This is a genomic window from Pseudoalteromonas sp. PSi26 (assembly GCF_054960575.1).
Map to the genome: position 1 here is coordinate 111,603 of NZ_JBHNYT010000013.1, position 23,391 is coordinate 134,993.

Annotated in this window: 19 protein-coding genes and 1 pseudogene; 10 read left to right on the forward strand and 10 right to left on the reverse strand. The window is 41.0% G+C overall.

All coding sequences use genetic code 11. The annotated features are described in order from the left end of the window. The first annotated feature begins 170 nt into the window (after window positions 1-170). The 7 genes from ACFI34_RS14450 to ACFI34_RS14480 all read left to right on the forward strand — a co-directional run bounded on the left by ACFI34_RS14450 (window position 171) and on the right by ACFI34_RS14480 (window position 5,516). Window positions 171-1,133: an aldo/keto reductase gene (locus tag ACFI34_RS14450; protein ID WP_462673984.1), complete on the forward strand. Its 963-nt coding sequence runs from the start codon at window positions 171-173 to the stop codon at window positions 1,131-1,133. 9 nt (window positions 1,134-1,142) lie between these two features. Beyond that, entirely contained in the window at window positions 1,143-2,138 is a 996-nt protein-coding gene (locus tag ACFI34_RS14455; protein ID WP_462673985.1) for a TauD/TfdA family dioxygenase, read from the forward strand. Then, complete coding sequence (locus ACFI34_RS14460) at window positions 2,138-3,142, forward strand: YeiH family protein (protein WP_462673986.1); 1,005 nt, start codon at window positions 2,138-2,140, stop codon at window positions 3,140-3,142. Before ACFI34_RS14455 ends, ACFI34_RS14460 begins: the two co-directional genes overlap by 1 nt. Before the next feature lie 291 nt (window positions 3,143-3,433). Next, window positions 3,434-3,643 (forward strand): cold-shock protein, encoded by a 210-nt coding sequence (locus ACFI34_RS14465; protein WP_006792548.1) that lies wholly within the window; start codon window positions 3,434-3,436, stop codon window positions 3,641-3,643. Between the two features lie 187 nt (window positions 3,644-3,830). Continuing rightward, entirely contained in the window at window positions 3,831-4,040 is a 210-nt protein-coding gene (locus ACFI34_RS14470) for a cold-shock protein (RefSeq protein ID WP_006792549.1), read from the forward strand. 161 nt (window positions 4,041-4,201) lie between these two features. Beyond that, the gene (locus ACFI34_RS14475) at window positions 4,202-4,447 is read left to right on the forward strand and encodes a DUF3297 family protein (protein ID WP_006792550.1); all 246 of its coding nucleotides are present in this window, start codon (window positions 4,202-4,204) and stop codon (window positions 4,445-4,447) included. 166 nt (window positions 4,448-4,613) lie between these two features. Beyond that, window positions 4,614-5,516, forward strand: a complete 903-nt coding sequence (locus ACFI34_RS14480; protein WP_462673987.1) for a homocysteine S-methyltransferase family protein — start codon at window positions 4,614-4,616, stop codon at window positions 5,514-5,516. A gap of 168 nt (window positions 5,517-5,684) precedes the next feature. On the opposite strand, the gene ACFI34_RS14485 is transcribed toward ACFI34_RS14480, so the two are convergent. The 5 genes from ACFI34_RS14485 to ACFI34_RS14505 all read right to left on the reverse strand — a co-directional run bounded on the left by ACFI34_RS14485 (window position 5,685) and on the right by ACFI34_RS14505 (window position 12,041). Next, on the reverse strand, window positions 5,685-6,536 hold the full coding sequence (locus ACFI34_RS14485; protein ID WP_462673988.1) for an alpha/beta hydrolase: 852 nt from the start codon (window positions 6,534-6,536) through the stop codon (window positions 5,685-5,687). A gap of 104 nt (window positions 6,537-6,640) precedes the next feature. Further along, window positions 6,641-7,948, reverse strand: a complete 1,308-nt coding sequence (locus ACFI34_RS14490) for a DEAD/DEAH box helicase (RefSeq protein ID WP_462673989.1) — start codon at window positions 7,946-7,948, stop codon at window positions 6,641-6,643. A gap of 158 nt (window positions 7,949-8,106) precedes the next feature. Then, window positions 8,107-9,297 (reverse strand): alpha/beta hydrolase-fold protein, encoded by a 1,191-nt coding sequence (locus tag ACFI34_RS14495; protein ID WP_462673990.1) that lies wholly within the window; start codon window positions 9,295-9,297, stop codon window positions 8,107-8,109. Window positions 9,298-9,409: 112 nt separating this feature from the next. Beyond that, window positions 9,410-11,230, reverse strand: coding sequence for a glutamine--fructose-6-phosphate transaminase (isomerizing) (glmS, locus tag ACFI34_RS14500; RefSeq protein ID WP_462673991.1), 1,821 nt, complete (start codon window positions 11,228-11,230; stop codon window positions 9,410-9,412). A gap of 46 nt (window positions 11,231-11,276) precedes the next feature. After that, window positions 11,277-12,041 (reverse strand): DeoR/GlpR family DNA-binding transcription regulator, encoded by a 765-nt coding sequence (locus ACFI34_RS14505; protein WP_462673992.1) that lies wholly within the window; start codon window positions 12,039-12,041, stop codon window positions 11,277-11,279. Window positions 12,042-12,203: 162 nt separating this feature from the next. On the opposite strand from ACFI34_RS14505, the gene ACFI34_RS14510 reads away from it, so the two are divergent. Further along, window positions 12,204-12,731 carry a sugar O-acetyltransferase gene (locus ACFI34_RS14510; protein ID WP_462673993.1) on the forward strand — a complete coding sequence of 176 codons (528 nt, stop codon included), beginning with the start codon at window positions 12,204-12,206 and terminating at the stop codon, window positions 12,729-12,731. A gap of 99 nt (window positions 12,732-12,830) precedes the next feature. Here the strand turns inward: ACFI34_RS14510 and ACFI34_RS14515 are convergent, their stop codons facing one another. The 4 genes from ACFI34_RS14515 to ACFI34_RS14530 form a co-directional block, all read right to left on the reverse strand. After that, window positions 12,831-15,248 (reverse strand): ABC transporter permease, encoded by a 2,418-nt coding sequence (locus tag ACFI34_RS14515; protein WP_462673994.1) that lies wholly within the window; start codon window positions 15,246-15,248, stop codon window positions 12,831-12,833. Between the two features lie 90 nt (window positions 15,249-15,338). Next, window positions 15,339-17,735, reverse strand: a complete 2,397-nt coding sequence (locus ACFI34_RS14520; RefSeq protein WP_462673995.1) for an ABC transporter permease — start codon at window positions 17,733-17,735, stop codon at window positions 15,339-15,341. 1 nt (window position 17,736) lies between these two features. Next, window positions 17,737-18,441 carry an ABC transporter ATP-binding protein gene (locus ACFI34_RS14525; RefSeq protein ID WP_462673996.1) on the reverse strand — a complete coding sequence of 235 codons (705 nt, stop codon included), beginning with the start codon at window positions 18,439-18,441 and terminating at the stop codon, window positions 17,737-17,739. An 11-nt stretch (window positions 18,442-18,452) separates the two neighbouring features. Further along, a complete protein-coding gene (locus tag ACFI34_RS14530; RefSeq protein WP_462673997.1) occupies window positions 18,453-19,706 on the reverse strand; it encodes an efflux RND transporter periplasmic adaptor subunit in 1,254 nt (417 codons plus the stop codon). Window positions 19,707-19,931: 225 nt separating this feature from the next. Here ACFI34_RS14530 and ACFI34_RS14535 point away from each other — a divergent pair, with 225 nt between their 5' ends. Together ACFI34_RS14535 and ACFI34_RS14540 are read left to right on the forward strand one after the other, a co-directional pair. Beyond that, window positions 19,932-21,350 (forward strand): sigma-54-dependent transcriptional regulator, encoded by a 1,419-nt coding sequence (locus ACFI34_RS14535; protein WP_462673998.1) that lies wholly within the window; start codon window positions 19,932-19,934, stop codon window positions 21,348-21,350. 2 nt (window positions 21,351-21,352) lie between these two features. Then, window positions 21,353-22,669 (forward strand): sensor histidine kinase, encoded by a 1,317-nt coding sequence (locus ACFI34_RS14540; protein WP_462673999.1) that lies wholly within the window; start codon window positions 21,353-21,355, stop codon window positions 22,667-22,669. Between the two features lie 22 nt (window positions 22,670-22,691). Here the strand turns inward: ACFI34_RS14540 and ACFI34_RS14545 are convergent. Beyond that, window positions 22,692-23,044, reverse strand: a pseudogene (locus tag ACFI34_RS14545) (glutamine--fructose-6-phosphate transaminase (isomerizing)); the annotation flags it as partial. Between the last annotated feature and the right edge of the window lie 347 nt (window positions 23,045-23,391).

Here is a 23,391-nt window from a genome sequence, read left to right on the forward strand (position 1 = left end):
TTAAATATTTTTTAAAGGCAGCAATCGCTGCCTTTTTGCTACCTGCAGCTTTTTTAATCCGCTGTTTTAGCGCATAGCACTAAGCACAGTGTTGACACTGTTAGATTCGTATAATAACTTATGTCTTATACAAGACCAAAGTCATTATGCAATTTTAACAGGAATTTCCAATGAGTTCATTAAATAACATCCCACCAGTCGGGTTCGGTTTATGGAAAGTAGCACAAGAAGATTGCGCGCAAACGGTGTATCAAGCCATTAAAGCGGGTTACCGCCATCTTGATTGTGCCGCAGACTACGGTAATGAAGAACAGGTTGGCGATGGCATAGCCCAAGCAATTAACGACGGCCTGTGCACCCGAGAAGAGCTATGGATAACGTCAAAACTTTGGAATACCTTTCATGCGCCCGAGCATGTAGAGCTTGCGATTGATAAAACACTCAGCGATTTAAAGCTCGACTACCTCGACCTATACTTAATTCACTTTCCGATTGCGCAAACCTTTGTACCAATCGAGACACGCTATCCGCCAGAGTGGTTTGTAGACCCAAATGCCCAAAACCCACACATGGAGTTGGCAAAAGTACCCCTACATTTAACGTGGCAAGCAATGGAAGAGCAAGTACATAACAACAAAGCAAAACGCATTGGTGTGTGTAATTACTCAAGCGCATTACTCCACGATTTAATGACCTACGCCACCGTTAAACCAGCTATGCTGCAAATTGAATCGCACCCTTATTTAACGCAAGAGCGCCTCATAAGGTTAGCAAAACAATACGACATTCCGGTTACTGCATTTTCTCCACTGGGCGCGCTTTCGTACCTAGAGCTTGAAATGGCCGATCAAACAGAGTCTGTGCTTGAGCAAAGCGTAGTGAAAGCTGCGGCGCAAAGCCATGGTAAAACACCAGCACAAGTTGTGCTGCGCTGGGGCGTGCAACGCGGAACAGCCATCATCCCTAAAACATCAAAACTTGAACGCATGACAGAAAATCTATCGCTGTTTGATTTTGAACTCAATGAGCAAGAAATGGCCGATATTTCTGCACTTAATATTAACCGCCGCTTTAACGACCCAGGTCATTTTTGTGAAGCTGCGTTTAACCGTTTTCACCCTATTTACGATTAGGAAATTACAATGTCAGCTACCGAACTTAACTACGCCGCAGTGCCTACTCAATTAACCTTTGATGACTCGGTTTTTCCGTGCATTGTGGTTAATAATAATAACGCCAGCACCGTTGAAGAGGCGGTGGCTTTCATTCGAGCAAATAAACCTGAACTAGAAACTAAACTGCGTAGCTCTGGTGCTGTATTGTTTCGTGGTTTTCCGATTAATAGTGCTGAAACCTTTGATACGTTTTCAGCAGGGTTTGATTACGATAATTTTACTTACCAAGAGTCACTATCTAACGCGGTACGTATTAATTTTACCGAGCGTGTATTTACCGCTAACGAAGCGCCCAAAGATGTCGAGATTTACCTTCATCACGAAATGGCGCAAACACCTATTTCACCAAGTAAGCTGTTCTTTTTTTGTAAATCGGCAGCTGAAGAAGGCGGCGCAACACCGCTTTGCCGCTCAGATAAGTTATTTAGCGCATTAAAGCAATTTGATAGCCAATTAGCCGATGATTTTGAGCAAAAAGGCTTAAAGTACACCACTTATATGCCTGCAGCCGACGATGCAACATCGGGCCAAGGCCGCAGCTGGAAAAGCACCCTAAGTGTTGAAACCAAAGAAGAAGCGCACAGTAAACTAACCGAGTTAGGCTACGAGTGGGAGTGGCTAGAAGATGGCTCTTTAAAAGCAATTACCCCAATATTACCTGCGGTAGTTACCCTTGAAAACGGCGTACAGGTTTTTTATAACCAACTTATTGCCGCTTACATGGGTTGGAAGGGCGTGCGCGAAAACCCATCGGTTGCAATCACTTTTGGCGATGGCAGTGCTATTCCTAAAGCGGGGCTTGATAAAATTGTCGAGCTTTCAAAAGAGTTTACCTTTGATTTAGCGTGGCAAGATGGCGATGTAGCACTGGTTGATAACGAAATGGCTATGCATGGCCGCCGCCCATTTACTGGCGAGCGAAAGCGCCAAGTACTTGTTGCATTAACCGCAGCTAACGCCTAATGCAGCGAGTAAGTAATGCATTAAAAGCGTATGTATCGCCACTTTGGCAAGGTGCAAGTATTGCAGCTATGACGGGGCTTGCAGCCTTATTTTTAAGTGAACATTACGGCGCACCCGCTATGTTGTTTGCTTTATTGTTAGGTATGGCTGTATCGTTTTTGTATCAAAGTGACAGCCCTTGCGCAAAAGGGATCGACTTTACCGGCTCCACTATTTTGCGAGTCGGCATTGTATTTTTGGGTACACGTATTGCTTTAGGCGACTTAATTACACTGGGCTGGCAAACTGCACTCATGCTTGCTGGTGCTATATTCACCACCATTATTTTAGGGGTAATACTTGCGCGCGTATTTGGCTTACAAAAACGCTTTGGAGCTCTAACTGGCGGGTCTGTGGCTATTTGCGGGGCATCGGCTGCATTGGCTATTTCGTCGATTATGCCCAACAGCGAACACAAAGAGCGCGATACGTTACTTACTGTTATTGGCGTAACAGCTATGTCGACCATAGCTATGATTCTCTATCCAATCATTGTTAATTACCTAGAATTTGATGCCCATAACGCAGGGGTCTTTTTAGGTGGTACCATACATGATGTAGCCCAAGTGGTGGGCGCGGGCTATTCGGTATCGCCAGAAACCGGCGACATTGCCACACTCACTAAACTTGTGCGTGTTGCTATGTTACTGCCTGTTGTACTTATAATGATGGTTATAATTAATCGATCCAATCAAAGCAATAGAAGCGACTTACCTAAGGTACCTGGCTTTTTAATTGGTTTTGTTATTTTAATGGTAATTAACAGCTGTTTTTCGCTGCCAAGCGTATTACTCGAAAGCGCTAATGAACTGTCAAAGTTCTTTTTAATTACAGCTATTGCCGCCATTGGCATGAAAACTAACTTGGGAAAGCTTACCGAAGTGGGCATAAAACCCATTATTTTAATTGTGGCTGAAACTGTGTGGATAGCGTTATTAATACTGGGCTTTATATTCTTTAACTAACTGAATAAAAAGGTTTAAGCCGTAAATTTTAAGTTCAATATACACCATGTTAAACACGGCTTTTTAATTTAATTCTTTCTAAGGCTAAAAAATAAAATAACAATAAAGCTTGGTGTATTATCAAACATGCTGTTATCCTGATCGGCATCGGGTTGATGAAAACCCAGTTTATTTGTAAGTACCTCGTTGATATTAGTAATAATCCTTCGCGTTATCCTCAGTTAAATGCACGTTTTCTTCCTGTTAAATTGCCTATTTAGGGCACACTTTTATTTATTTTTAGGATCTATTATGTCTAATACAACAACTGGTACAGTTAAATTTTTTAATGAAGCAAAAGGTTTTGGTTTTATCGAGCAAGAGTCTGGCCCTGATGTGTTTGCACATTTCAGCGCAATCTCTGGCGACGGTTTTAAAACCCTTGCTGAAGGCCAACGTGTACAGTTTACTGTTACTCAAGGTCAAAAAGGCCCACAGGCTGAGAACATTGTTAGCATCTAATTGCTAAACAATTAAATGGGTTAGCAATAACCCATTTTGAATACTAGTTTGAAAGAAGTTTTGTTTTATTTGTTAGTACCCCGTTGTTTTAGTAATAATCTTGCGCGTTATCCTCAAGTTAACTATTTTTTCCGGCTCAATCGCCTCTTTTCAGGCACACTTATATTAATTTTTTAGGATACATATTATGTCTACTACAACTACTGGTTCAGTAAAATGGTTTAACGAAGCAAAAGGTTTTGGTTTTATCGAGCAAGAGTCTGGCCCTGATGTGTTTGCACATTTCAGCGCAATCTCTGGCGACGGTTTTAAAACCCTTGCTGAAGGCCAACGTGTACAGTTTACTGTTACTCAAGGTCAAAAAGGCCCACAGGCTGAGAACATTGTTAGCATTTAACATGTTTTAAATAAATGCGTTATTTAACGCATTTATTACCCCCTTAATTACCTCTTATAAGTATTAGTAAAATCCCTTCAAACATTTATTTCAGTCTTGCTTGAGCATAACTCCTGTATTGCCTACAATAGCGCACAATATATTCTATGCAGATCCCTATTATGACTGATACAAATAAACCTGAATTACCAGATCAACTTTCTATTAATCCACGCAGCAAATTTTATGTAGAAGAAGTGTTTGAACATGAAATTGGTATTACACTAAATGGCAAAGAACGTTTTGACGTTGAAGAGTACAGCATTAGCGAAGGTTGGATTAAAGTAGCAGCACCTAAAGCGTTAGATCGCCGCGGCCAGCCATTACTTATGAAAGTAAAAGGTAAGGTAGAAGCGTTTTACAAATAAGTTAAACCTTATTTAAAAGTAAGCGACTCCTTTGGGCAGTCGCTTTTTTTGTGTCTATTAAAAAGTATTGAGCTATTTTCATGTTAAACCTGATGAAGTTTCACTATATTTTTAAGCAAAACATGCTTGAATGACGTCATATTGTATAGAACAGCGGAAGCTAATTATGAAAAAAGTAATTATTTTAGATGGTGGCATGGGCCGCGAACTTAAACGCATTGGCGCTCCGTTTACGCAACCTCTTTGGAGTGCACAGGCACTTATAGAAGCGCCACACTTTGTTACTCAAGCACACTCTGGGTTTATAGATGCTGGCGCTGAAGTAATTACTGTAAATAGTTACGCCTGTGTACCGTTTCATTTAGGCGAAGCGCTTTATAATTCACAAGGTGCCGCGCTTGCTGATCAAGCTGCAATCATTGCAAAAAAAGCGGCTCAAAGTGCAAATAAAAATATACTGGTAGCAGGTTCGCTTCCTCCGGTATTTGGCTCTTACCGCCCGGAGCTATTTGAACGTAAGCGTGGTTTTACTATTTTAAATACACTTTACGAAGCACAAAACGAGTATGTAGATTTATGGATTGGCGAAACTATTTCTAGCATTGAAGAAGCACAAGTAATGGCAAGCGTATTTAAAAATTCAAACAAACCATGCTATTACGCATTTACCTTAAATGATGAAGTTAGCGAAGTAGCAACCCTGCGCTCAGGCGAATTTGTAACTGACGCCGTAACTGAACTGCTTGATCACAATGTTGCAGGTATTTTATTTAATTGCTCGATCCCCGAAGTAATAGAACAAGCCTTAATAGATACTAATAAGGTATTATCGAAGCTTAATAAAACCGTGGCTTTGGGCGCCTTTGCAAACGGCTTTACGCCTATTGCCCATGACTATCAAGCCAATCAAGGCTCGCAAGCGTATCGTGATATTTCACCTTCAGAATACCTAGGCTTTGCAAAGAAGTGGCACGCTCTGGGTGCAACTGTTATTGGGGGTTGCTGTGGTATAGGCCCAGAGTTTATTGAAGTGCTGGTAAACTGGAAACAGGAACTTGAAAGCGCTTAAGCTTTTAGTGCCCTTTAGGACTTATTGGCTGCACCAATCGTGTTAAGTTATTAGGCATTTATAGCGACAGATAAATAGCGTGATAACAAGGCATAAATATCGACATGTAGTTGTTCTGCATGAGAAATTCATAACGCTGTTAGCGCTCTATTTAGCACGCTAGAATGATTAAATATTTGAGTCGATTGGTGTTATTCCCAACACCCAATCAAGCCCTTGTATTGCAGTAGTAGGAAATGCGGTTGCATGGCTCGCCCCCTCAATAACAACACTTTTTAATTGTATGTTGTCACTGTTAAGTGCATTAATTTTTTGTACCAATAGCTTGGCACCCTCAACCATATTTTGCCCTTCACCAAAAGCTGGGATTTCCTTTGCTCCCACCGATATATAAACCTTTGTAGTCACTTTAGGTTTATTTGCTTGTAGCGCTAAAATTGCGTTGCTATCAAACCAAACAGACGGGCTACCAATGATATAATGGCTAAATAAATCGGGTTCTGTAAATAAAACAGTGACACCAAATAAGCCGCCTAGCGAGTTACCTATGTAGGTTTTTTGTGTGTGACTTGCTCGGTAGTTTTGCTCAATATAAGGAAACACGGTGTTTTTAATAAACTTAATGTGCCCTTGCGCATTACCTGTTTGTTTTTTCCAATCCTTTGCAAAGGTAGGTGTGTAGTCTCTAATTCGACTGGCAGATCCAATAGACCCTTTTTCATAACCAATGGCAACAATAATTGCCTGCTGCATTTTGCCGCTATCCATAGGAAACCGTGTAGCCCCTGCCACTATAGGGAAGGTATACGGCGCATCGGTTAAATAAATAACTGGATATGTTTTATCTGGCTTATTTTTATATGACTTAGGGAGCTGAATAAAAACAGGGTAAACACGCTTACTAGAAGGTTCTGTTAGCTGAATAACGCTACTTCTAGGAATTTCATATGGCGTATTTGCACTTAATTTAAAACAAGTTAATACACAAAGCAGCAATAGCCATTTGGTTGGTAAATTCACTTAATTTCCCTTTATAAACTACAGCTACACTTATATTTGCCCAAACAGTAAAGAAGGCAGCGCCTCATAAAGGTAACTGCCTAATATAAAGTGACTATAAAACCTTACTTAGAACGGTTTCGCCAACCACTCCATGCATCATCTTCTGGGTTAACTTTGTTTTTCTTCTTTTTCTTACCTGTGCCTTCAGGCTTTGCCATTGGCTTGTCGTTTTTAAGTGCTTGTGCTGCATCAAGATTTACTTGGTTAACTGCAAAACCGGTTACTTCTTCACGCTCTAAGCGAAGTTTGTTTTTCTTTTCTATTATTTTAAAGTGATGAAAGTCTTCATAATCAATCAGTGATAACGCTAAACCCACTTCACCAGCACGGCCGCTTCGGCCAATACGGTGCATGTAATCAGCGGGGCTGCGCGGTAAGTTAAAGTTAATCACAACAGGCAGTTTGGCAATATCTAAACCACGAGCTGCTATATCGGTGGCAATAAGTACTTCTATTTCGCCCGCTTTAAATTTTTCAATTACGCGAGTACGCTCACTTTGGCCTTTATCACCATGAAATACTTGTGCGTTAATACCACGCTTTTCAAGCTTGCCCGCTAAGTGCTCACAGTCTTTTTTAGCGTTTACAAAAATAAGTGCTTGGCGCCATTTATGCTCTTTAATTAAATGCGCTAAAACCGTGGTTTTTTCGCCTTTATTAACCGTAAATACGCGCTGTACAAGCGTGCTTTCGTCTTTACTTTGAACTTGTATTTCAACAGGGTTAGTTAACAGCTCTTGCGTTAATTGTGTGACTTGCTCTGGAAAGGTTGCTGAAAACAACATTGTTTGTTTTTTAGCAGGCATTAACGCTAATAACTCAGCAAGCTCTTCAGTAAAGCCAAGACTTAACATGCGGTCGGCTTCATCAAGCACTAAGGTTGTTACTTTATCGAGCTTAATCGCATTGCTTGAGATTAAATCGAGTAAACGCCCAGGCGTTGCAACAATAATATCGGCGCCGCCGCGCAGTGCCTGCATTTGTGTATTAACCGACACACCACCAAACACCGCCACCGTTTTAATGGCGCCATTTAAGTTAGCAGAATACGATTTAACGCTATCGGCCACTTGTGTTGCAAGCTCACGGGTAGGTACCAAAATAAGCCCAGTTACAAAATTACCTTTGCTTGCTGCTTTTTTAGCACCTTGCGCTAAAAATAGCGTTTGTAGCATAGGCAAAGCAAACGTCGCTGTTTTACCTGAGCCAGTATTTGCCCCCGCAATTAAATCGCTACCAGCAAGTACACTTGGAATCGCCTTAGCTTGAATTGGCGTAGGTTGGCTGTATTCCAAATCGGTTAAACGAGCTTGTAGCTCTGGAATAAGGCCAAGATCGTTAAAGGTACTAGGGCTTGTGGCTGAGGTCATATTTATTACGGGCTTATTGCTAAAAAGTAGCCTGTAATTTTAGCGTATTTAGCGCTTATTAAGTAGGGATTAGTGATTTAAATGTTTTTATAGGTAACCGCTGCGTGTTGTAAAGGTAACTGTAAGCGCAGGCCACACCTACGCTTTGTCCTTTTACATTACTGCATTTTATTTAACTGTATTTGTAATCTACTTTTAGTCTCTTTTAAGGCATCTAAATAGGGGTATTTGGTATCTACTACATTTAAAGCCGCTTCTATTTTAATAAGTGCCTGTTGTATATTACCTTGTACCTCATAGCCATAGCCTAACCCCCATAGTGCATCAACAGATTGTGGGTGATGCTTAACATTATGCTTAAATACTGCCACAGCACGCTCATATTGCTGCATATTTACTAGATTGTAACCAAGTTGCCTAACAGCCCTCTCTGGAGGTGTTACTTGCTCGCCCCATTGTTGAGATAATGTTTGATAATATGCATCAATAGAGGTTACATCGTCAGTTAAAGCACTGATTGGCATTTGCTTAGGTAAAAATAAGTTGTAATAGGCATTAAATACGCCAGCTGCAGAGGTTAAGCCATGCGAGATGCCATCAAACGCATCACTGAAAAAGCGTAAATTGGGCAAGTTATTAGATTGCAAAGCTTGCTGCAACTCATTGTATCGCTCACGCATTATGCCTGCTTCTTCGCCTATATTTATATAAACATAGTTATTCAGAGCTTTTGATTTATTGATAAACGACTTAGTCGCTTTTACCGATGCACCATAGTTCCACCAAACAGCAGGGCTGTAAGCAATGTGTGCTTGGAAAAGCTCAGGGTGAGCTTGCATTGTATAAAGCGAAAACACGCCTGCCGCAGACGCTCCTGCAATCACATTATAATTGTGCGTACGGTAACTTTTATTAATCAAGGGCATAAGCTCTTGCTCAATAAATGCTAAAAACTTTGCTGCGCCACCGCCTTCACCTACCGGGCCTTGTGGTTCTTTATTAACTGTGGGGTATAAATCTCTTAAGCGATTGGTGTTTTCAATAGCGACAATAATGACCTCTGGCGCACGATTATCATTTTGTAATCGCTCCATCACAGCACTTATGAGCGGTATGTTACCCGCGCCATCAAGGCGATAAATGACCGGATAAACTTTGTTTGGATTAGCTTGATAACTCTTTGGAAGCTGGACTACAACTTTGCGTTCTTCGTTTAAAACTGCTGAATTAATAGAGTGCATGAACTGAGAGTAATCTGCACTTTGCTGTTTAGTGCCAGGTTGTGCACTGGCATTTTGTGAACTAAAAGCAAAAAAGCTAACAAAACAAATAACGGCTAATAAACGCATTACTAATCCTTTATAAAATAGTGTGTTATTTAATCTAACAGGCTTTGAGGTACAAAAAAAGGCGCATTGAGCGCCTTTTTAGTTTTAACTAACAAACAATAACTTATTGATTTTACTCAACCGTAACCGATTTAGCTAAGTTACGTGGCTGGTCAACGTCAGTACCTTTAATTACCGCTACGTAGTACGACAGTAACTGTAATGGCAATGTGTAAACAATTGGCGCAATAATGTCGTCAGTGTGGTTTACGTTGATTACACGCATTGTGTCGTCTGACTCAAAGTGTGAATCTTTATCTGCGAATACGTAAATAATGCCGCCACGTGCACGTACTTCTTCTACGTTTGATTTAAGCTTTTCTAATAGCTCATTGTTTGGTGCTACAACAATAATTGGCATGTCGGCATCAATAAGTGCAAGTGGCCCATGTTTAAGCTCGCCCGCTGCGTAGGCTTCTGCGTGAATGTACGAAATCTCTTTAAGTTTAAGCGCACCTTCCATTGCAATTGGGTATTGCGAGCCACGACCTAAAAACAGTGAGTGATGTTTGTCGGCAAACTCTTCTGCAAGGTCTGCAATGCCATCAGCAAGCAGTAATGTTTCTTCAAGCTTAGCAGGAAGTACTTTTATAGCATTTACAATGGCACTTTGATCAAGCTGCTTTTCTTGAGCTATAGACGCAGTAAGCATTAACAAACCAACTAATTGTGTTGTAAATGCTTTAGTAGAAGCTACACCAATTTCAGCGCCCGCTTTAGTCATAAAGGCTAGGTCTGATTCGCGTACAAGCGATGAGCCTGGTACGTTACAAATAGTCATTGAGGCCATGTAACCTTGCTCTTTAGCTAGGCGTAACGCAGCTAGCGTATCGGCAGTTTCACCCGATTGTGAAATAGTCACAAGTAGGCTGTTTTCGTGTACATACGATTGGCGGTAACGAAACTCAGAAGCAATTTCTACGTTACAGCTAACACCTGCAAATTGCTCAAGCCAGTAACGAGCAACCATACCTGAGTGGTATGACGTACCACAGGCAATAATTTGTACGTGTTTTACATCTTTAAATATTTGCTGAGCGCTGTCGCCAAAGGCGTCAATTGCTACGCGGTCGTCGTTTAAACGCCCTTCAAGGGTATTGCGTACCGCAAGTGGTTGCTCGTAAATTTCTTTTAGCATGTAGTGGCGGTAGTCGCCCTTGCCTGAAGCGTCTTGCGTGATATTTGATTCAATAACTTCGCGCTCTACAGCGTCGCCATTTTCATCAAAAATTTCAACAGTGTCACGTGTAATGCGGGCTACGTCGCCTTCTTCTAAAAAGATGAAGCTACGTGTAACTGGTAATAGTGCTAACTGATCAGACGCAATAAAGTTTTCGCCAAGGCCTAAACCTATTACAAGTGGGCTACCTGAGCGCGCTACGATGATTTCGTTGTCGTTCGCTTTATCAAATACAACCGTACCAAACGCACCTTCAAATTGCTTAACCGCGGCTTGAACAGATGCAAGTAACGTAGTGTGTTGCTTACGAAGCTTATGAATTAAGTGCACCATTACTTCGGTATCGGTTTCAGATAGGAACTCGTAGCCTTCTTCTTTAAGCGATGCACGTAGGGTTGCGTGGTTTTCAATAATACCGTTATGCACAAGTGCCAGCTGGTTATTGGATACATGCGGGTGGGCGTTTTCTTCAGTAACGCTACCGTGTGTTGCCCAGCGTGTGTGTGCAATACCTGTATGGCCGCTAACGCCTGCTTTCTCAAGTGCAGCTTCTACGTTTACTACTTTACCTACTGCTTTTACAGTATTTAGCGTAGAGCCTTCTAATAGCGCTACACCTGCAGAGTCGTAGCCACGGTATTCAAGACGTTTAAGGCCTTCAACTAAAATTTTATTTACTGGACGTTCTGCAACTGCCCCAACTATTCCACACATAGTGTCTCCATTAATTTTTTAATTCTAGTAACTCGCTTTGTAGTTACTATCCAATAATCTCTGCACAAATTAGTTTTACACCACACGCCTCTATCGCTTTGCGTTTATCGTCTGCTAAGCCAGTATCGGTTATTAAAGTGGTTACTATTTTCCACGGTAATTCTAAATTTGGTATTTTTCGGCCAATCTTATCTGATTCAACCATTACTATTACTTCACGGGCGGCCTTTGCCATTACTTGGCTTAAGCCAACTAACTCATTAAAGGTAGTCGTGCCACGTTTTACATCTATGCCGTCAGCACCAATAAATAATTGATCGAAGTCATAAGAGCATAATACGTTTTCGGCAACTTGCCCCTGAAACGACTCAGAATGCGGATCCCATGTACCACCGGTCATCAAAAGTGTTGGTTCGTTCTCAAGTGAAAGTAAACGGCTCGCCACTTTAATCGCGTTGGTCATTACAACTAACCCGCGCTTATTTGCAAGCTCTGGGATCATAGCGGCCGTAGTGCGCCCGCTATCAATAATAATGCGGTTATGATCTTTTATAAGTGCAGCTGCAGCCTTAGCTATTGCTACTTTTCGCTTAGAATCGATCTCATCGCTTACTATCTCTTTTGGTAGCGCAATAGCTCCACCATAACGGCGCAGCAACAAGCCACTTTTCTCAAGCGCGGTTAAGTCTTTTCGAATGGTTACTTCTGATGTTTGAAACTGTTCAGCAAGAGTCTCAACAGCCACTTCACCAAGCTCATTTACTTGGTTAAGGATCAGATGACGGCGTTGCTGGGTGTTTCGTTTGGTCATTAAGTAACTGCCATTAAGTTTCGTTTCGAAAGTTAGGGGATTTTAAACGAAACATAATAAATGGCAAGTGAATGCATAAAAATAAAGCAGTTTTATTCAAATTATCATCATGCTTAAAGTAGGTTAAGCTAGGCACCATTATTTAAGTTAAACAAAATTGATATGCAGTCATTTAATAGTATTAGTAAAGAGAATCTAGCGCAGCGTAAAACTGTGCACGAAATTTGCCGCTTATTTAATAAAAGCCCCAGTAAAGGTAATTTTAAACGTATTAAAGAGCGATTCGCTCAATGCGGTGAAGGGGTAATTATAGAATCAGGTTTTCATTGCGATTATGGTAATCAAATAACTATTGGTGATCGTAGCTTCATAAATATTAACTGTACGGTATTAGATGCTCCAATTAGTGAGGGGGCTATAAGCATTGGTGATGACTGCTTAATAGGGCCGAACGTTCAACTATTAGCGGTTTCTCATGCTGTTAACCCTACACAGCGACTCAATAAAGAAAACTTTGCATCAACCATTACAATAGGTAACAACGTATGGATTGGCGCGGGAGTTATCGTGTTAGCTGGCGTTACCATTGGCGATAATGCTGTCGTGGGCGCAGGATCAGTAGTAATCAAAAGTGTGGCTCCGAACACTGTTGTTGCTGGCAATCCTGCGGTGAAAATTAAAGATATTTAATTATATATTGTAGGTCGTCGTTTACGGCGACAATAATATAGAAAAAGCCTTTCGGTAAACGAAAGGCCTTAGTTGACAGATCGTAACTAATTTTACTAACTACTCATTGCGTAAAACAAGTGATGGCCTTGTGCTGGCGGCTTTAAAAGCAAGGCTCGCAACCGTGAACCAAGTAATCGCAGCAACAACTAATGCAGCTAAAGCATAAACCCAAATAGGTTGCCCTATGCGGTCATTAAAACTATTTAGCCAATTATCTGTTAACCAATAAGCGAGCGGTATACTTATTACTAAACTCAATGACACAAGTTTTAAATAAGACACACTCACTGCTGTTACCAACTGAGTGATTGTTGCCCCCAAGACCTTTTTAATCGCCAACTCTTTTTGCTTCGAAAGCACCGTTTGAGATACCAATACGGCAAGGCTAATAACGGTTAGCGCTGTGCTCAAAACTAATAACCATTTTGATAAGGTTATTACCCTAAGCTCATTTTTATAATTTTTTGCATAATCATCCTCAAAACTATTCACTTCCACATCAAGAATGGCAAAGCGCGATTTTAATAAAGCAGGGATCTGCCTTTTTAAATCCGTAAATGAAGCGTTATCACTTAGCTTTATAACAATATTGCCATGACCATTTGGCAAGTAGTTTCGACCTAGGTTAAAAGAAAGCGGTGTCATTTTATGTTTAGCCGAGCCAACTTTCACGTCAGCGACAACACCAACAACCGTGGCACTTAAGTTAGCATCACCATTACTAAGCGTCATACCAATCACTTGCTGCATAGACTCATACCCAGCTAAATTCACCATTGACTCAGTTACAATTAACGCAACGTGTTCAGAGCCATCCGGCTGCTTTTCAAACCAATCACTTTGAAAGTCGCGATTAAAATCTCTACCCGCTAACAGCTTAAGCCCCAATGCTTCAACCACATCAAAGCTTGTTACCACTGAAGGAGCAACCCCATCAACTACCTGCCCATTAGGCCAAGTTAGTTGCACACCGCCGCGCACTTGTTCAGTCAGGTTTATGTCGGTTGCACTGAGCGAAGCAACGCCTGGTAAATCGGCAATTGCTGATATTACGCGTGTATTATCTTTATCAAAAAGTTGTGTAGTTGGAATGTTTTTAACAATGAGTCTATTTTGGGTTTGATAGCCCACATCCATATTCGCAACAAACTCAAGCTGCAACTGAGCAATAACAAATACAATAAATATGAAAGTGGCTAAACCTGCTTGAAAGCTCAGTATACCTTTGACCAGTAACCCCAAATGATACTGATAATGTGTTCTTACTAAGAGTTTTACATCAACATTTGCAACCACTAAGCCTGCATATATGCCATTAAATATACCTATTACACAAGTTATCAAAATAGCCATCAACACCATTGATTTATCAAGCACAAACGAGATATGCGACTCAACTAGCTGGTTAAAATAATCATGACTCAACTCCACAAATGCCAAAGATAACACTACGGCAAAACCAGTGAGCACAATTGATTCAACTACAAACAGCCGAAACAATTGACCTCGACTGGCACCAATCGCCTTTTTAATCGCTATTTGCTTAGCAGCCCTGCCCACACTGACTAAATTAAAGTTGATAAAATTACAGGTTATTTGTAAAAAAATAATGAAAATAAGCCCGCACGCAATAGCCACCGCAGTGAGCGACCCAGGCGCTTTCATTTCATAAGTGGAGCGACCTTTTAAATAAATATCAGTGATATTAATTAATTTATATTGCACTGTTTTGTGCTCAGCTGACTTTGTTGTCAAATACTGTTCAAACAACTTATTTTCAAGCGCTGCAATATCTGTGTCGACTGCTGTTTTTATATAAACGTAACCATGGGGTTGTTTTTTAAGTGTTGCAGGAAAGGCTGTGAGTACGTCAAACGCAAAGTGAGTTTGCGCAGGTAAATCTTTAAATACAGCGCCAATTGTGTAGTTTTGTTCATTGGCACTTAGCCGCTTACCTATCACATCAGTACCAGCAAACAGCCTGATCGCTTCAGACTCACTGATCGCGAGTTGATTAGGCGTATTTAATACCACATCGATAGCACCACGCGTCACATCTAGGTTAATAAATTTCGATAAATTATTTGAAGCAAAATAAACGTTTTTTAGCTTCACATTAGTGTCACCATTACTTGTGCCTACATGACTTACTTCTGTATTAAAGTGGTGACCTACATACCCCATAAATTCAGCCGGTATTAAACCGAATACATCTTCGACATCAGTATCGTTTAGCAGTGCTTGCGCCACAGCTAAATCCCGCATCGGCATTAATGTATCGAAACCAAAACTTGTAAAATCTACGTGCGCCCTATAAACCCGCTGTTTATCCGGCTGATTACTATCATAAGAAAGCTCATGTTTTACAAACAAAGCCAGCAATATAACTGCTGCTAACCCAGCACTATAACTAACAAAGTGGGGCCAAAATAATCGAGTCGCTTTTATTCTTATTGAGGTAATTAATTGTTCCAAAATGATCATCCTTTTCAGCTTGTTAATCGCTGCCAAAATTTAACTCGATACTTTGGCAGCGTTAATATTTTCACCTAAAATCACTTTTTATTATTCATAACGTAAAGTAAGCGATGGCCGTGTACTGGCAGCTTTAAAGGCGAGGCTTGCAACCGTGAGCCAAGTGATCGCAGCAACACTTAGAGCAGCAATTAGATAAACCCAAAGAGCTTGATCAACACGCTCGTTAAAATTAGCAAGCCAGTCACCCACCAGCCAATAAGTTAGCGGGTATGCTATGGCTACACTTCCTAGCACTAAAATTAAAAACTCTTTTGCCAGTAGATTCATTATGCTGATGCGTGATGCGCCAAGTACTTTGCGTACAGCGACTTCTTTTTGGCGACGAATCGTGGCAAATGAAGCTAAACCAAAAGTACCTAAGCAAGTTAAGAACACTGCAAGGCCAGTAAATATAAGTACGACAAGAGAAACACGCTCATCACCTTTTAATACCGCTTTATAGTTTTCAGCTAGCAGGTTTATTTTTGGCTCATAAATATTAGACACTTCAGCTAAAGCTGTAATCACTGCTTGTTTTATAGCAGGGAGGTTTTGCACGTTCACGGTTAAAATTACTTCAGATACTGGTGTTAAATAGTTATAACCACATAAAAACATAATGTTAGAATTCGCATCTTGTGCATTACCAACCTTTACATCTTTTACAACACCAACAACTTGCATATCCACATTACGCCCTGTGTCTTTAATTTTTTGTCCAATAATATCAGCTACATTGCTATAACCAGCCTGCTTGGCAACGGTTTCTGTAATAATTGTACCTACTGTTGTAACCCCGTTTGCTCGCGTCGCCCAGTCTGAGGAAAACTCACGGCTAAAGTCTCTACCAGCAATAAGCGTAAGGCCTAGCCCTTTTACAACATCAAAACCAGAACCTATCACTGGGGTTATTCCACCTGAAGATTCACCATTGGGCCAAGTGGGCTGTAATGTATTATTAATTGAAACGGTTAAACGGGTATCAATAACCGTTGCTTGCTCTACACCATCTATAGCCGTCAAGCGATTAATTAGTGCGCTAGGCTGCTGCGTAAATACCGATTGCACCGGCAACTCTGAAACCACTAAGCGTTGCTGCGTTTGATAGCCTAAAGGAAGGCTTTGTAAATGAGATAATTGTTTTAATAACGTAACTGATGCAATGATCAAACCGATTGCCAATGATGCTTGCAAGGTCAATAAGCATTTACGTACCCAAATGGCCGTATTACCGCGTTGTAAATCGCCACTTAACACTCGTTTTGCGCTAAATGATGAGATAAACAATGCCGGGTACAAACCTGCAAGTATGCCTACAGCAATAACCACAGCCATAATGCCCAAACCAAAGGCTGAAAAATAACTCACTATCAGTTCACGATCGACTAGCTGGTTAAAGCTTGGCAATAACAGTTCCACTAACACACAGGCAATAATCATAGACAATAGAGCAACCAAAGTAGATTCAGCTAAAAACTGTGTTACTAACTGCACCTTACTTGCGCCAAGTGCTTTGCGCACCCCTACTTCTTTGGCGCGCTTTGCAGACTGCGCTACTGTCATATTGATAAAGTTAAAGCCAGCAATCAAAATAAGTAACACGCTCAACCCGGCACAAATCGTTACAACTTGCTTTGCGCCGCCTGCTTTCATTTCAAATGGCGATTTTGCTGTAAAATGTAAGTCTAGTAATGGGTGTAACTCAATGGCAATTTGACCCGCCATTTGCCCATTGAAGTACTGTTTAGACAGTGTATCAGCGAGTGCTTTTGGATCTGCTTGCGGCGCCAAACGTATATAAACATAACTGCTATTAACCATCAGGTTATTTGGATCATGTTTTACATATACGAGGTTTTTAAATGCAAAGTGAGTATTGCTTGGTAAATCTGCAAACACCGCCCGTACAGTATATTGCCCTTGTTCGTGCTGTAGCGTGTTACCAATAACATTTATTGTACCGAAAATTCGCAGTGCTTCAGATTCACTTAGAGCCAAGCTCTCAGGTGTACTCATTGCATTTTTTAAATCCCCTGCCAATGTGTTTATATTGATAAAGTTCTCAATATTTGGCGTTGCCCCATACAAGTCATTAAGTTTAAAACCCTGATCCAGGTACTGCACGTCAACCATAGCTTCTCGAGTCAGCGATACCATCGTCAAACCAAACACTTCTTCAACTTGACTATATTCAGTGGCTTTTGCCGCTTGAGAATAATTAAAAATAGGAATGACTGATAAGCCCAATCTTGAGAAATCTTGGCCTACACGGTAAACACGTTCAGCGTGAGGCTGCTGACTATCGTACGATAGCTCGTTTTGTGCAAATAGTGCCACTAAAATAGCCGCAGCTAAGCCAATACTTAACCCTAAAAGGTTTAGGATAAAGTGCTGTTTTTGTTGCTTAAATGATCTTAAAGCAGTGACTAAATAATTAATAAACATATTAAGTAACCTCAACAACGGCTTGCTGCGCAATATTTGCTTTGTCAAGCATCACTTGGCCATCCAATAGGCGCACTAAGCGATCAGCATAGGCACCCTCTTTTTCTGAGTGAGTCACCATAATAACCGTAGTGCCTTCACGGTTTAATTCGCGTAGCATCGCCATCACTTCATCACCGTTTTTAGAATCGAGGTTACCGGTTGGCTCGTCGGCTAAAATTAGTTTGGGATTAATCACTAATGCACGCGCAACGGCTACCCGCTGCTGCTGACCACCCGATAGTTGCTGTGGTAAATGCTCGCCGCGGTGATCAATACCCACGCGCTTTAAAATGGTTTCTACGCGTTGCTTACGCTCACTTTTTGATATTTTTTGATACTGCAATGGCAACTCTACGTTTTCATAAACTGTTAGCTCATCAATCAGGTTAAAGCTTTGAAATACAAAGCCAATTGAATCTTTACGTAGCTCTGCTAGTTGCTTTTCGCTATAGCCTGCAATGTCAGTTCCCGCAAAATCAAAGTTGCCTGAGGTCGGTGAATCAAGCATACCCAAAATAGAAAGCAGCGTTGACTTACCACAGCCAGATGGCCCCATTATCGCTAAAAAATCGCCTTCGTTTACAGTTAAGTTAATATTACTCAGCGCTGTTGTTTCAACATCTTGAGTACGAAATACGCGGCTTAAATTAGTTAGTTTGATCATTGTTATTATCCTTAAAATTGTAGTTGCTGTGCTTTGTCAAAGTTACTGTAGCTAGAGGTAATCACTTTATCCCCAGCGTTTAGCCCTTCAAGCACTTCAAAATAGTGTTGATTCTTTTTGCCTAGGCGAATATCACGGCGCACTGCTTTATCACCGCCTTGCTCGATTACATAAACCCAGTTACCGCCCGAGTTAGTAAAAAAAGCCCCGCGTTTAAGTAGTAAGGCATTGTTATTGTCATCCCCTAGCATTAACTCAATATCAATGCTTTGGCCGCGCTTAATGCTTTTAGTGTTACTGGGTAAATCAACTTCAATTTGAAATTGTGACTGCTGTACGCGGCTATCGATTTTGCTCACTTTTGCATTCACCGTGCCGCTTTCGAGCTCAATCATTACCGCCATGTCACGCTGCACTTGGTTTAAATAAAATTCATCCATGCGCACCACTAATTTATATTCATTAGGAATATCTATTTGGCCTAACCGCGCACCACTGTTTTTAGATTCGCCAATTTCCACATCAAGTTCGCTTAAATAACCTGAAACAGGCGCTTTGATTAATAAATTATCGAGATTTCGACGCGCAAATTGCAGATTTTTTTCGAGCATTTTAGCGCTGTCTGACAACTGCGCTACTTGCACCTCACGGATTGAATTTTCTTGCTTTTGGCGCTCAAGGGTGAGCTCTTTACGGGCTTGGTAATAATTTAAATCTTCTTCAAGCTCAGCTAGTTGGTCTTGCGCCAATACGCCACTTTTAACCAAAGGTTTAGTTTGTTTTAATCTACGTGTTAAATGGGTAATTTTTAATTCGATTTCTAATAAGTCACGGCGTAAGTTTAACCGGCTGGTTTCCATGGTCATTTGCGTATTACGTAAAAAGTTAAGCTGCTCGGTAACTTGTGCTTCACGGCTCATTACATCCAGTTGTAGGTTAGTATTGCTTAGGCGCACGAGCGGTTGGCCTTTCTCAACATATTCACCTTGCTCGACTAATCGCTCTTCCACTTGACCACCAGCAATGGTATCGAGATAAATACTGGTTTTTGGCACAACTTGACCGCGTAAGCTTAAGGCATCTTTAAAGGCACCTTGTTTAACCGTGCTAACCGTTAAACCACTACGCTCGATATTTTGGCTACGGCCTATATCACTGCTTTGCGTAAAACCATATGCAGCCGCAGCAACACCTAAAGTAAGAGCTGCAAAAGTAAATTTTTTTAAATACTTTTGCGTAAATGAGCGTTCTATTTTTTTGTCCATGTCGACTACCTTGATACAGGTTTAATAAACTAATTACCGATAGTTATTACAAACGCTGTGCCAGTTTTATTTAACCAATAAATTCAAACTGTTAATGTTTAGTTTGATTGTTCACATATTTGTAGTGTCCGCTAATAGAACACTTTGTTATTTTATAAACGTCCATTTTTGGACACTGTCCCCTTTTTGTTTTAGGCTAAATAAAACTCTATAAGAATAAAAAATATGAAACACACAGGCTCTCTTCTAATTGTTGATGACAACCTAGACATTCTCATTGCAGCACGTTTATTACTAAAACAGCATTATCAAAGTGTTAAAACCACAGGCAATCCATTTAACATTGCAGGCATCATTAACGAGCAACGCAAGCTCGAGCAGCCCGTTGACGTAATACTGCTTGATATGAACTTTACCCAAGACTCAATCAGTGGCAAAGAAGGCTTTTATTGGCTCAAAAAAATTATCGAACAAGACGCTAATATCGTTGTTTTATTAATGACCGCTTACGGCGATATTCAATTAGCCGTAGATGCAATTAAAGCTGGGGCCTCTGATTTTATTGCCAAGCCTTGGCAAAACGAGCAATTACTTGGCGCAGTTGCTGCCGCATTTTCACACGCCAAAGACAAACAGCAAGTGAGCAAATTAACGCGGCAAAAACAAGGGTTAAACCAAGCCTTAAACACGCCTAACTTTGAGTTTTTAGGTCAAAGCAATGCGATGCAGCAGGTGTTTAGTACTATAGAAAAAGCAGCACAAACTGATGCCAACATATTAATAACCGGTGAAAGTGGCACAGGGAAGGAGTTGACCGCACACGCCATTCATCAAGCAAGTATGCGCCATAATCAAACCTTTATGAGTTTAGATATGGGTGCAGTAGCGCAGAATTTATTTGAAAGCGAACTTTTCGGCCACAAAAAAGGCGCGTTTACCGATGCAAAAAGCGATCGAATTGGTAAATTTGAGCTTGCCCACGGTGGCAGTTTATTTTTAGATGAACTGGGTAATTTACCCTTAGAGCATCAAGCCAAATTACTGGCTGCACTGCAAAATAGACAAATAACGCCCGTTGGCAGCAGTAAAGCCGTTGATATAGATATTCGCCTTATTTGCGCCACTAACGACAACCTTGATCAAGCCGTCGCAGAGGGGCGTTTTCGTCAAGATTTATTGTATCGGATAAACACCGTTGAAATTCGCCTTCCGGCATTACGGGAGCGCAGCGATGACATTCCATTATTAGCTAATTACTACCTAAAACACTTTGCGCAAAAATATAAACGCAGCTTAACCATTAGCGATGATGATATGAGTGCGCTTTGCCAATACGCGTGGCCAGGTAATGTACGTGAATTGGCTCACGCTATAGAGCGTGCGGTTATATTAACTGAAGGGGATACACTCGATATAACCTCAGTTGTAGGTAATAGCGCAGCACCTAGCGCTCATTCTGCGAGTCAAAGTACAGAGGATATAAACAATCAGCTACAGTACGACACCTTTGATTTAGACATACTCGAACAACGCACAGTTCGCGCAGCACTTAAGCACCATCAAGGTAATGTGAGTCATGCAGCCAAAGCACTGGGTTTAACCCGTGGTGCCATGTACCGCCGCCTTGAAAAGTACGGGCTATAATCATGCGAGCTAATTTATTACTTTCATTTAATATTATCGCACTTATAAGTGTTAGTGCGTTGCTTAGCTATGTATTGCAAAAGTATGGTTTTTCAGCGACGACATTATTAATGATGCTAGTCGCAGCGGCGCTAATAGCGCATATTTTTACGCTGTTTAAGCGCCAACAAAAACAAGCTGAAATGGTGATCCGAGCCTTAGCCAATGGCGACAGCACCTTGGGGCTTGGTCAAAAACACCCAATGCTTAAGCAATTTGAACAAGTAAAAACGCAAATGCAAACGGCACGTTTTAATGCCGAGCAACAAGCACAGTTTCTACAAGCTTTGCTCATCCATGTTGATTTAGCTGTTATGGTATGTGATGACAACGGCGAGGTGATCGAATCAAATCCAGCCGTTAGTAAATTGCTGGGGAAGAGTTTTCGACATTTACATGAGTTAGGGACTGTAGGTGAGTTAATCTTAAACGCCAGTCATAATCTTCGCAGCACCTCCTACTGGCAAAATGGCGAGCAGCACGACACCCTTTCAATTCAACTTAGTATCGCCGAAATTCAAGGTAAAGTTCGTCGTGTAGTGAGCCTACAATCAATTCACGACCAATTACAACTTAAAGAACAACAAGCGTATAAACGCTTAACTAAAGTGCTCACTCACGAAATTGCTAACTCCATTACGCCACTTTCATCGCTAGCTGATACTTGTAGCAATTTACTGCCAAAAGAGCTATGTTTCGATGAGCTTGAAGATAAACAAGACTTACAACTTGCACTAAACACGTTAGCATCAAGAACTGCTCATTTAGGGGATTTTATTGCTCGTTTTCGCCAAGTTAGCAGCTTACCTAAACCCAATTTAACACCGGCAAATTTAGCCGATATGCTAACGCGTATTGTCGCTTTACATCAACAACAAGCACGCGTTCAACACACCCATATTGAACTGTCGATTAAAAATCAGCAGTTAGTAATGCTTGATAGCAGCCAAATAGAACAGGTATTAGTAAACTTAATAAAAAATGCACTTGAAGTACTAAAGAGTAGCCAAAAGTACAGCGTTGAGAATGCCGTTCAACCAAGGATCGAAATTAGCTTGGCACAAAACACTAGTCAGCAACTTTATATAGAAATCAACGACAACGGCCCAGGTATCAGTGAGCATGTGATAGATATGATCTTCGTGCCATTTTTTACCACCAAACAACAAGGCTCCGGCATTGGCCTTAGCCTCTCTCGGCAAATAATGCTCAACCACGGTGGCGATTTAATTTACGTGCAAAAACCACAAGGCGCCTGTTTTAGGTGTGTATTTGGGTGAACGAAGTCGTTTACGGCGACAATTAATTTGTAGTACAAATAATTACAAACCTTTTAATTTTACTCAACAAGTTAAGCGGTTGGTCAACGTCAGTGCCTTTAGTTAGCGTACGAGGTACGACAGTAACTGTAATAACTGAGTGTAAGCAATTGGCGTAATAATATCGTCGGTGCGGTTTACGTTGATTACACGTATTGCGCCATCTGGCTCACAGTATGAATCTTTATCTGCGAATACGTAAATAATGACACCACGTACGGGTACTTCTTCTACGTTTGATTTAAGCTTTTCTAATAGTTCATTGTTTGATGCTACAACAATAATAGGCGTGTGGACATCAATAAACGTAAGTAGTCTATGTTTTAGCTCGCCCGCTTGCAGCAACCATACAATAGGTAACAACGTATGGATTAGCGCGGGTGTTACCATTGGCGATAACGCATTAGTTGCCGCGGGTTCGTTAGTCACTAAAAGTGTAATGCCTAATACCGTAGTAGCGCGTAACCAAGCTAGTGAAATAAGAACATTGTAATTATTATCGGTGTATTTTAAGTGTCGCTTCGCTCGCCCGATCTACATGATGAGCTGTGGATAAGTGAGCTTTATTTGTCGTATTTACTTTCCTGTAGACGTAAAAAAGCCCGACTATTACTAGTCGGGCTTTCTACAATTTGAAGCCTGGTAATGTCCTACTTTCACATAGCAAATGCTACACTATCATC

Excerpts from the sequence above, each read along its gene's own strand:
- ACFI34_RS14495 (WP_462673990.1), bottom strand. The coding sequence starts at position 9,297 with ATGCGTTTATTAGCCGTTATTTGTTTTGTTAGCTTTTTTGCTTTTAGT.
- ACFI34_RS14540 (WP_462673999.1), top strand. The coding sequence starts at position 21,353 with ATGCGAGCTAATTTATTACTTTCATTTAATATTATCGCACTTATAAGT.
- ACFI34_RS14475 (WP_006792550.1), top strand. The coding sequence starts at position 4,202 with ATGACTGATACAAATAAACCTGAATTACCAGATCAACTTTCTATTAAT.
- ACFI34_RS14490 (WP_462673989.1), bottom strand. The coding sequence starts at position 7,948 with ATGACCTCAGCCACAAGCCCTAGTACCTTTAACGATCTTGGCCTTATT.
- ACFI34_RS14535 (WP_462673998.1), top strand. The coding sequence starts at position 19,932 with ATGAAACACACAGGCTCTCTTCTAATTGTTGATGACAACCTAGACATT.
- glmS (WP_462673991.1), bottom strand. The coding sequence starts at position 11,230 with ATGTGTGGAATAGTTGGGGCAGTTGCAGAACGTCCAGTAAATAAAATT.
- ACFI34_RS14525 (WP_462673996.1), bottom strand. The coding sequence starts at position 18,441 with ATGATCAAACTAACTAATTTAAGCCGCGTATTTCGTACTCAAGATGTT.
- ACFI34_RS14480 (WP_462673987.1), top strand. The coding sequence starts at position 4,614 with ATGAAAAAAGTAATTATTTTAGATGGTGGCATGGGCCGCGAACTTAAA.
- ACFI34_RS14460 (WP_462673986.1), top strand. The coding sequence starts at position 2,138 with ATGCAGCGAGTAAGTAATGCATTAAAAGCGTATGTATCGCCACTTTGG.
- ACFI34_RS14455 (WP_462673985.1), top strand. The coding sequence starts at position 1,143 with ATGTCAGCTACCGAACTTAACTACGCCGCAGTGCCTACTCAATTAACC.
- ACFI34_RS14470 (WP_006792549.1), top strand. The coding sequence starts at position 3,831 with ATGTCTACTACAACTACTGGTTCAGTAAAATGGTTTAACGAAGCAAAA.
- ACFI34_RS14505 (WP_462673992.1), bottom strand. The coding sequence starts at position 12,041 with ATGACCAAACGAAACACCCAGCAACGCCGTCATCTGATCCTTAACCAA.
- ACFI34_RS14520 (WP_462673995.1), bottom strand. The coding sequence starts at position 17,735 with ATGTTTATTAATTATTTAGTCACTGCTTTAAGATCATTTAAGCAACAA.
- ACFI34_RS14450 (WP_462673984.1), top strand. The coding sequence starts at position 171 with ATGAGTTCATTAAATAACATCCCACCAGTCGGGTTCGGTTTATGGAAA.
- ACFI34_RS14510 (WP_462673993.1), top strand. The coding sequence starts at position 12,204 with ATGCAGTCATTTAATAGTATTAGTAAAGAGAATCTAGCGCAGCGTAAA.
- ACFI34_RS14465 (WP_006792548.1), top strand. The coding sequence starts at position 3,434 with ATGTCTAATACAACAACTGGTACAGTTAAATTTTTTAATGAAGCAAAA.
- ACFI34_RS14530 (WP_462673997.1), bottom strand. The coding sequence starts at position 19,706 with ATGGACAAAAAAATAGAACGCTCATTTACGCAAAAGTATTTAAAAAAA.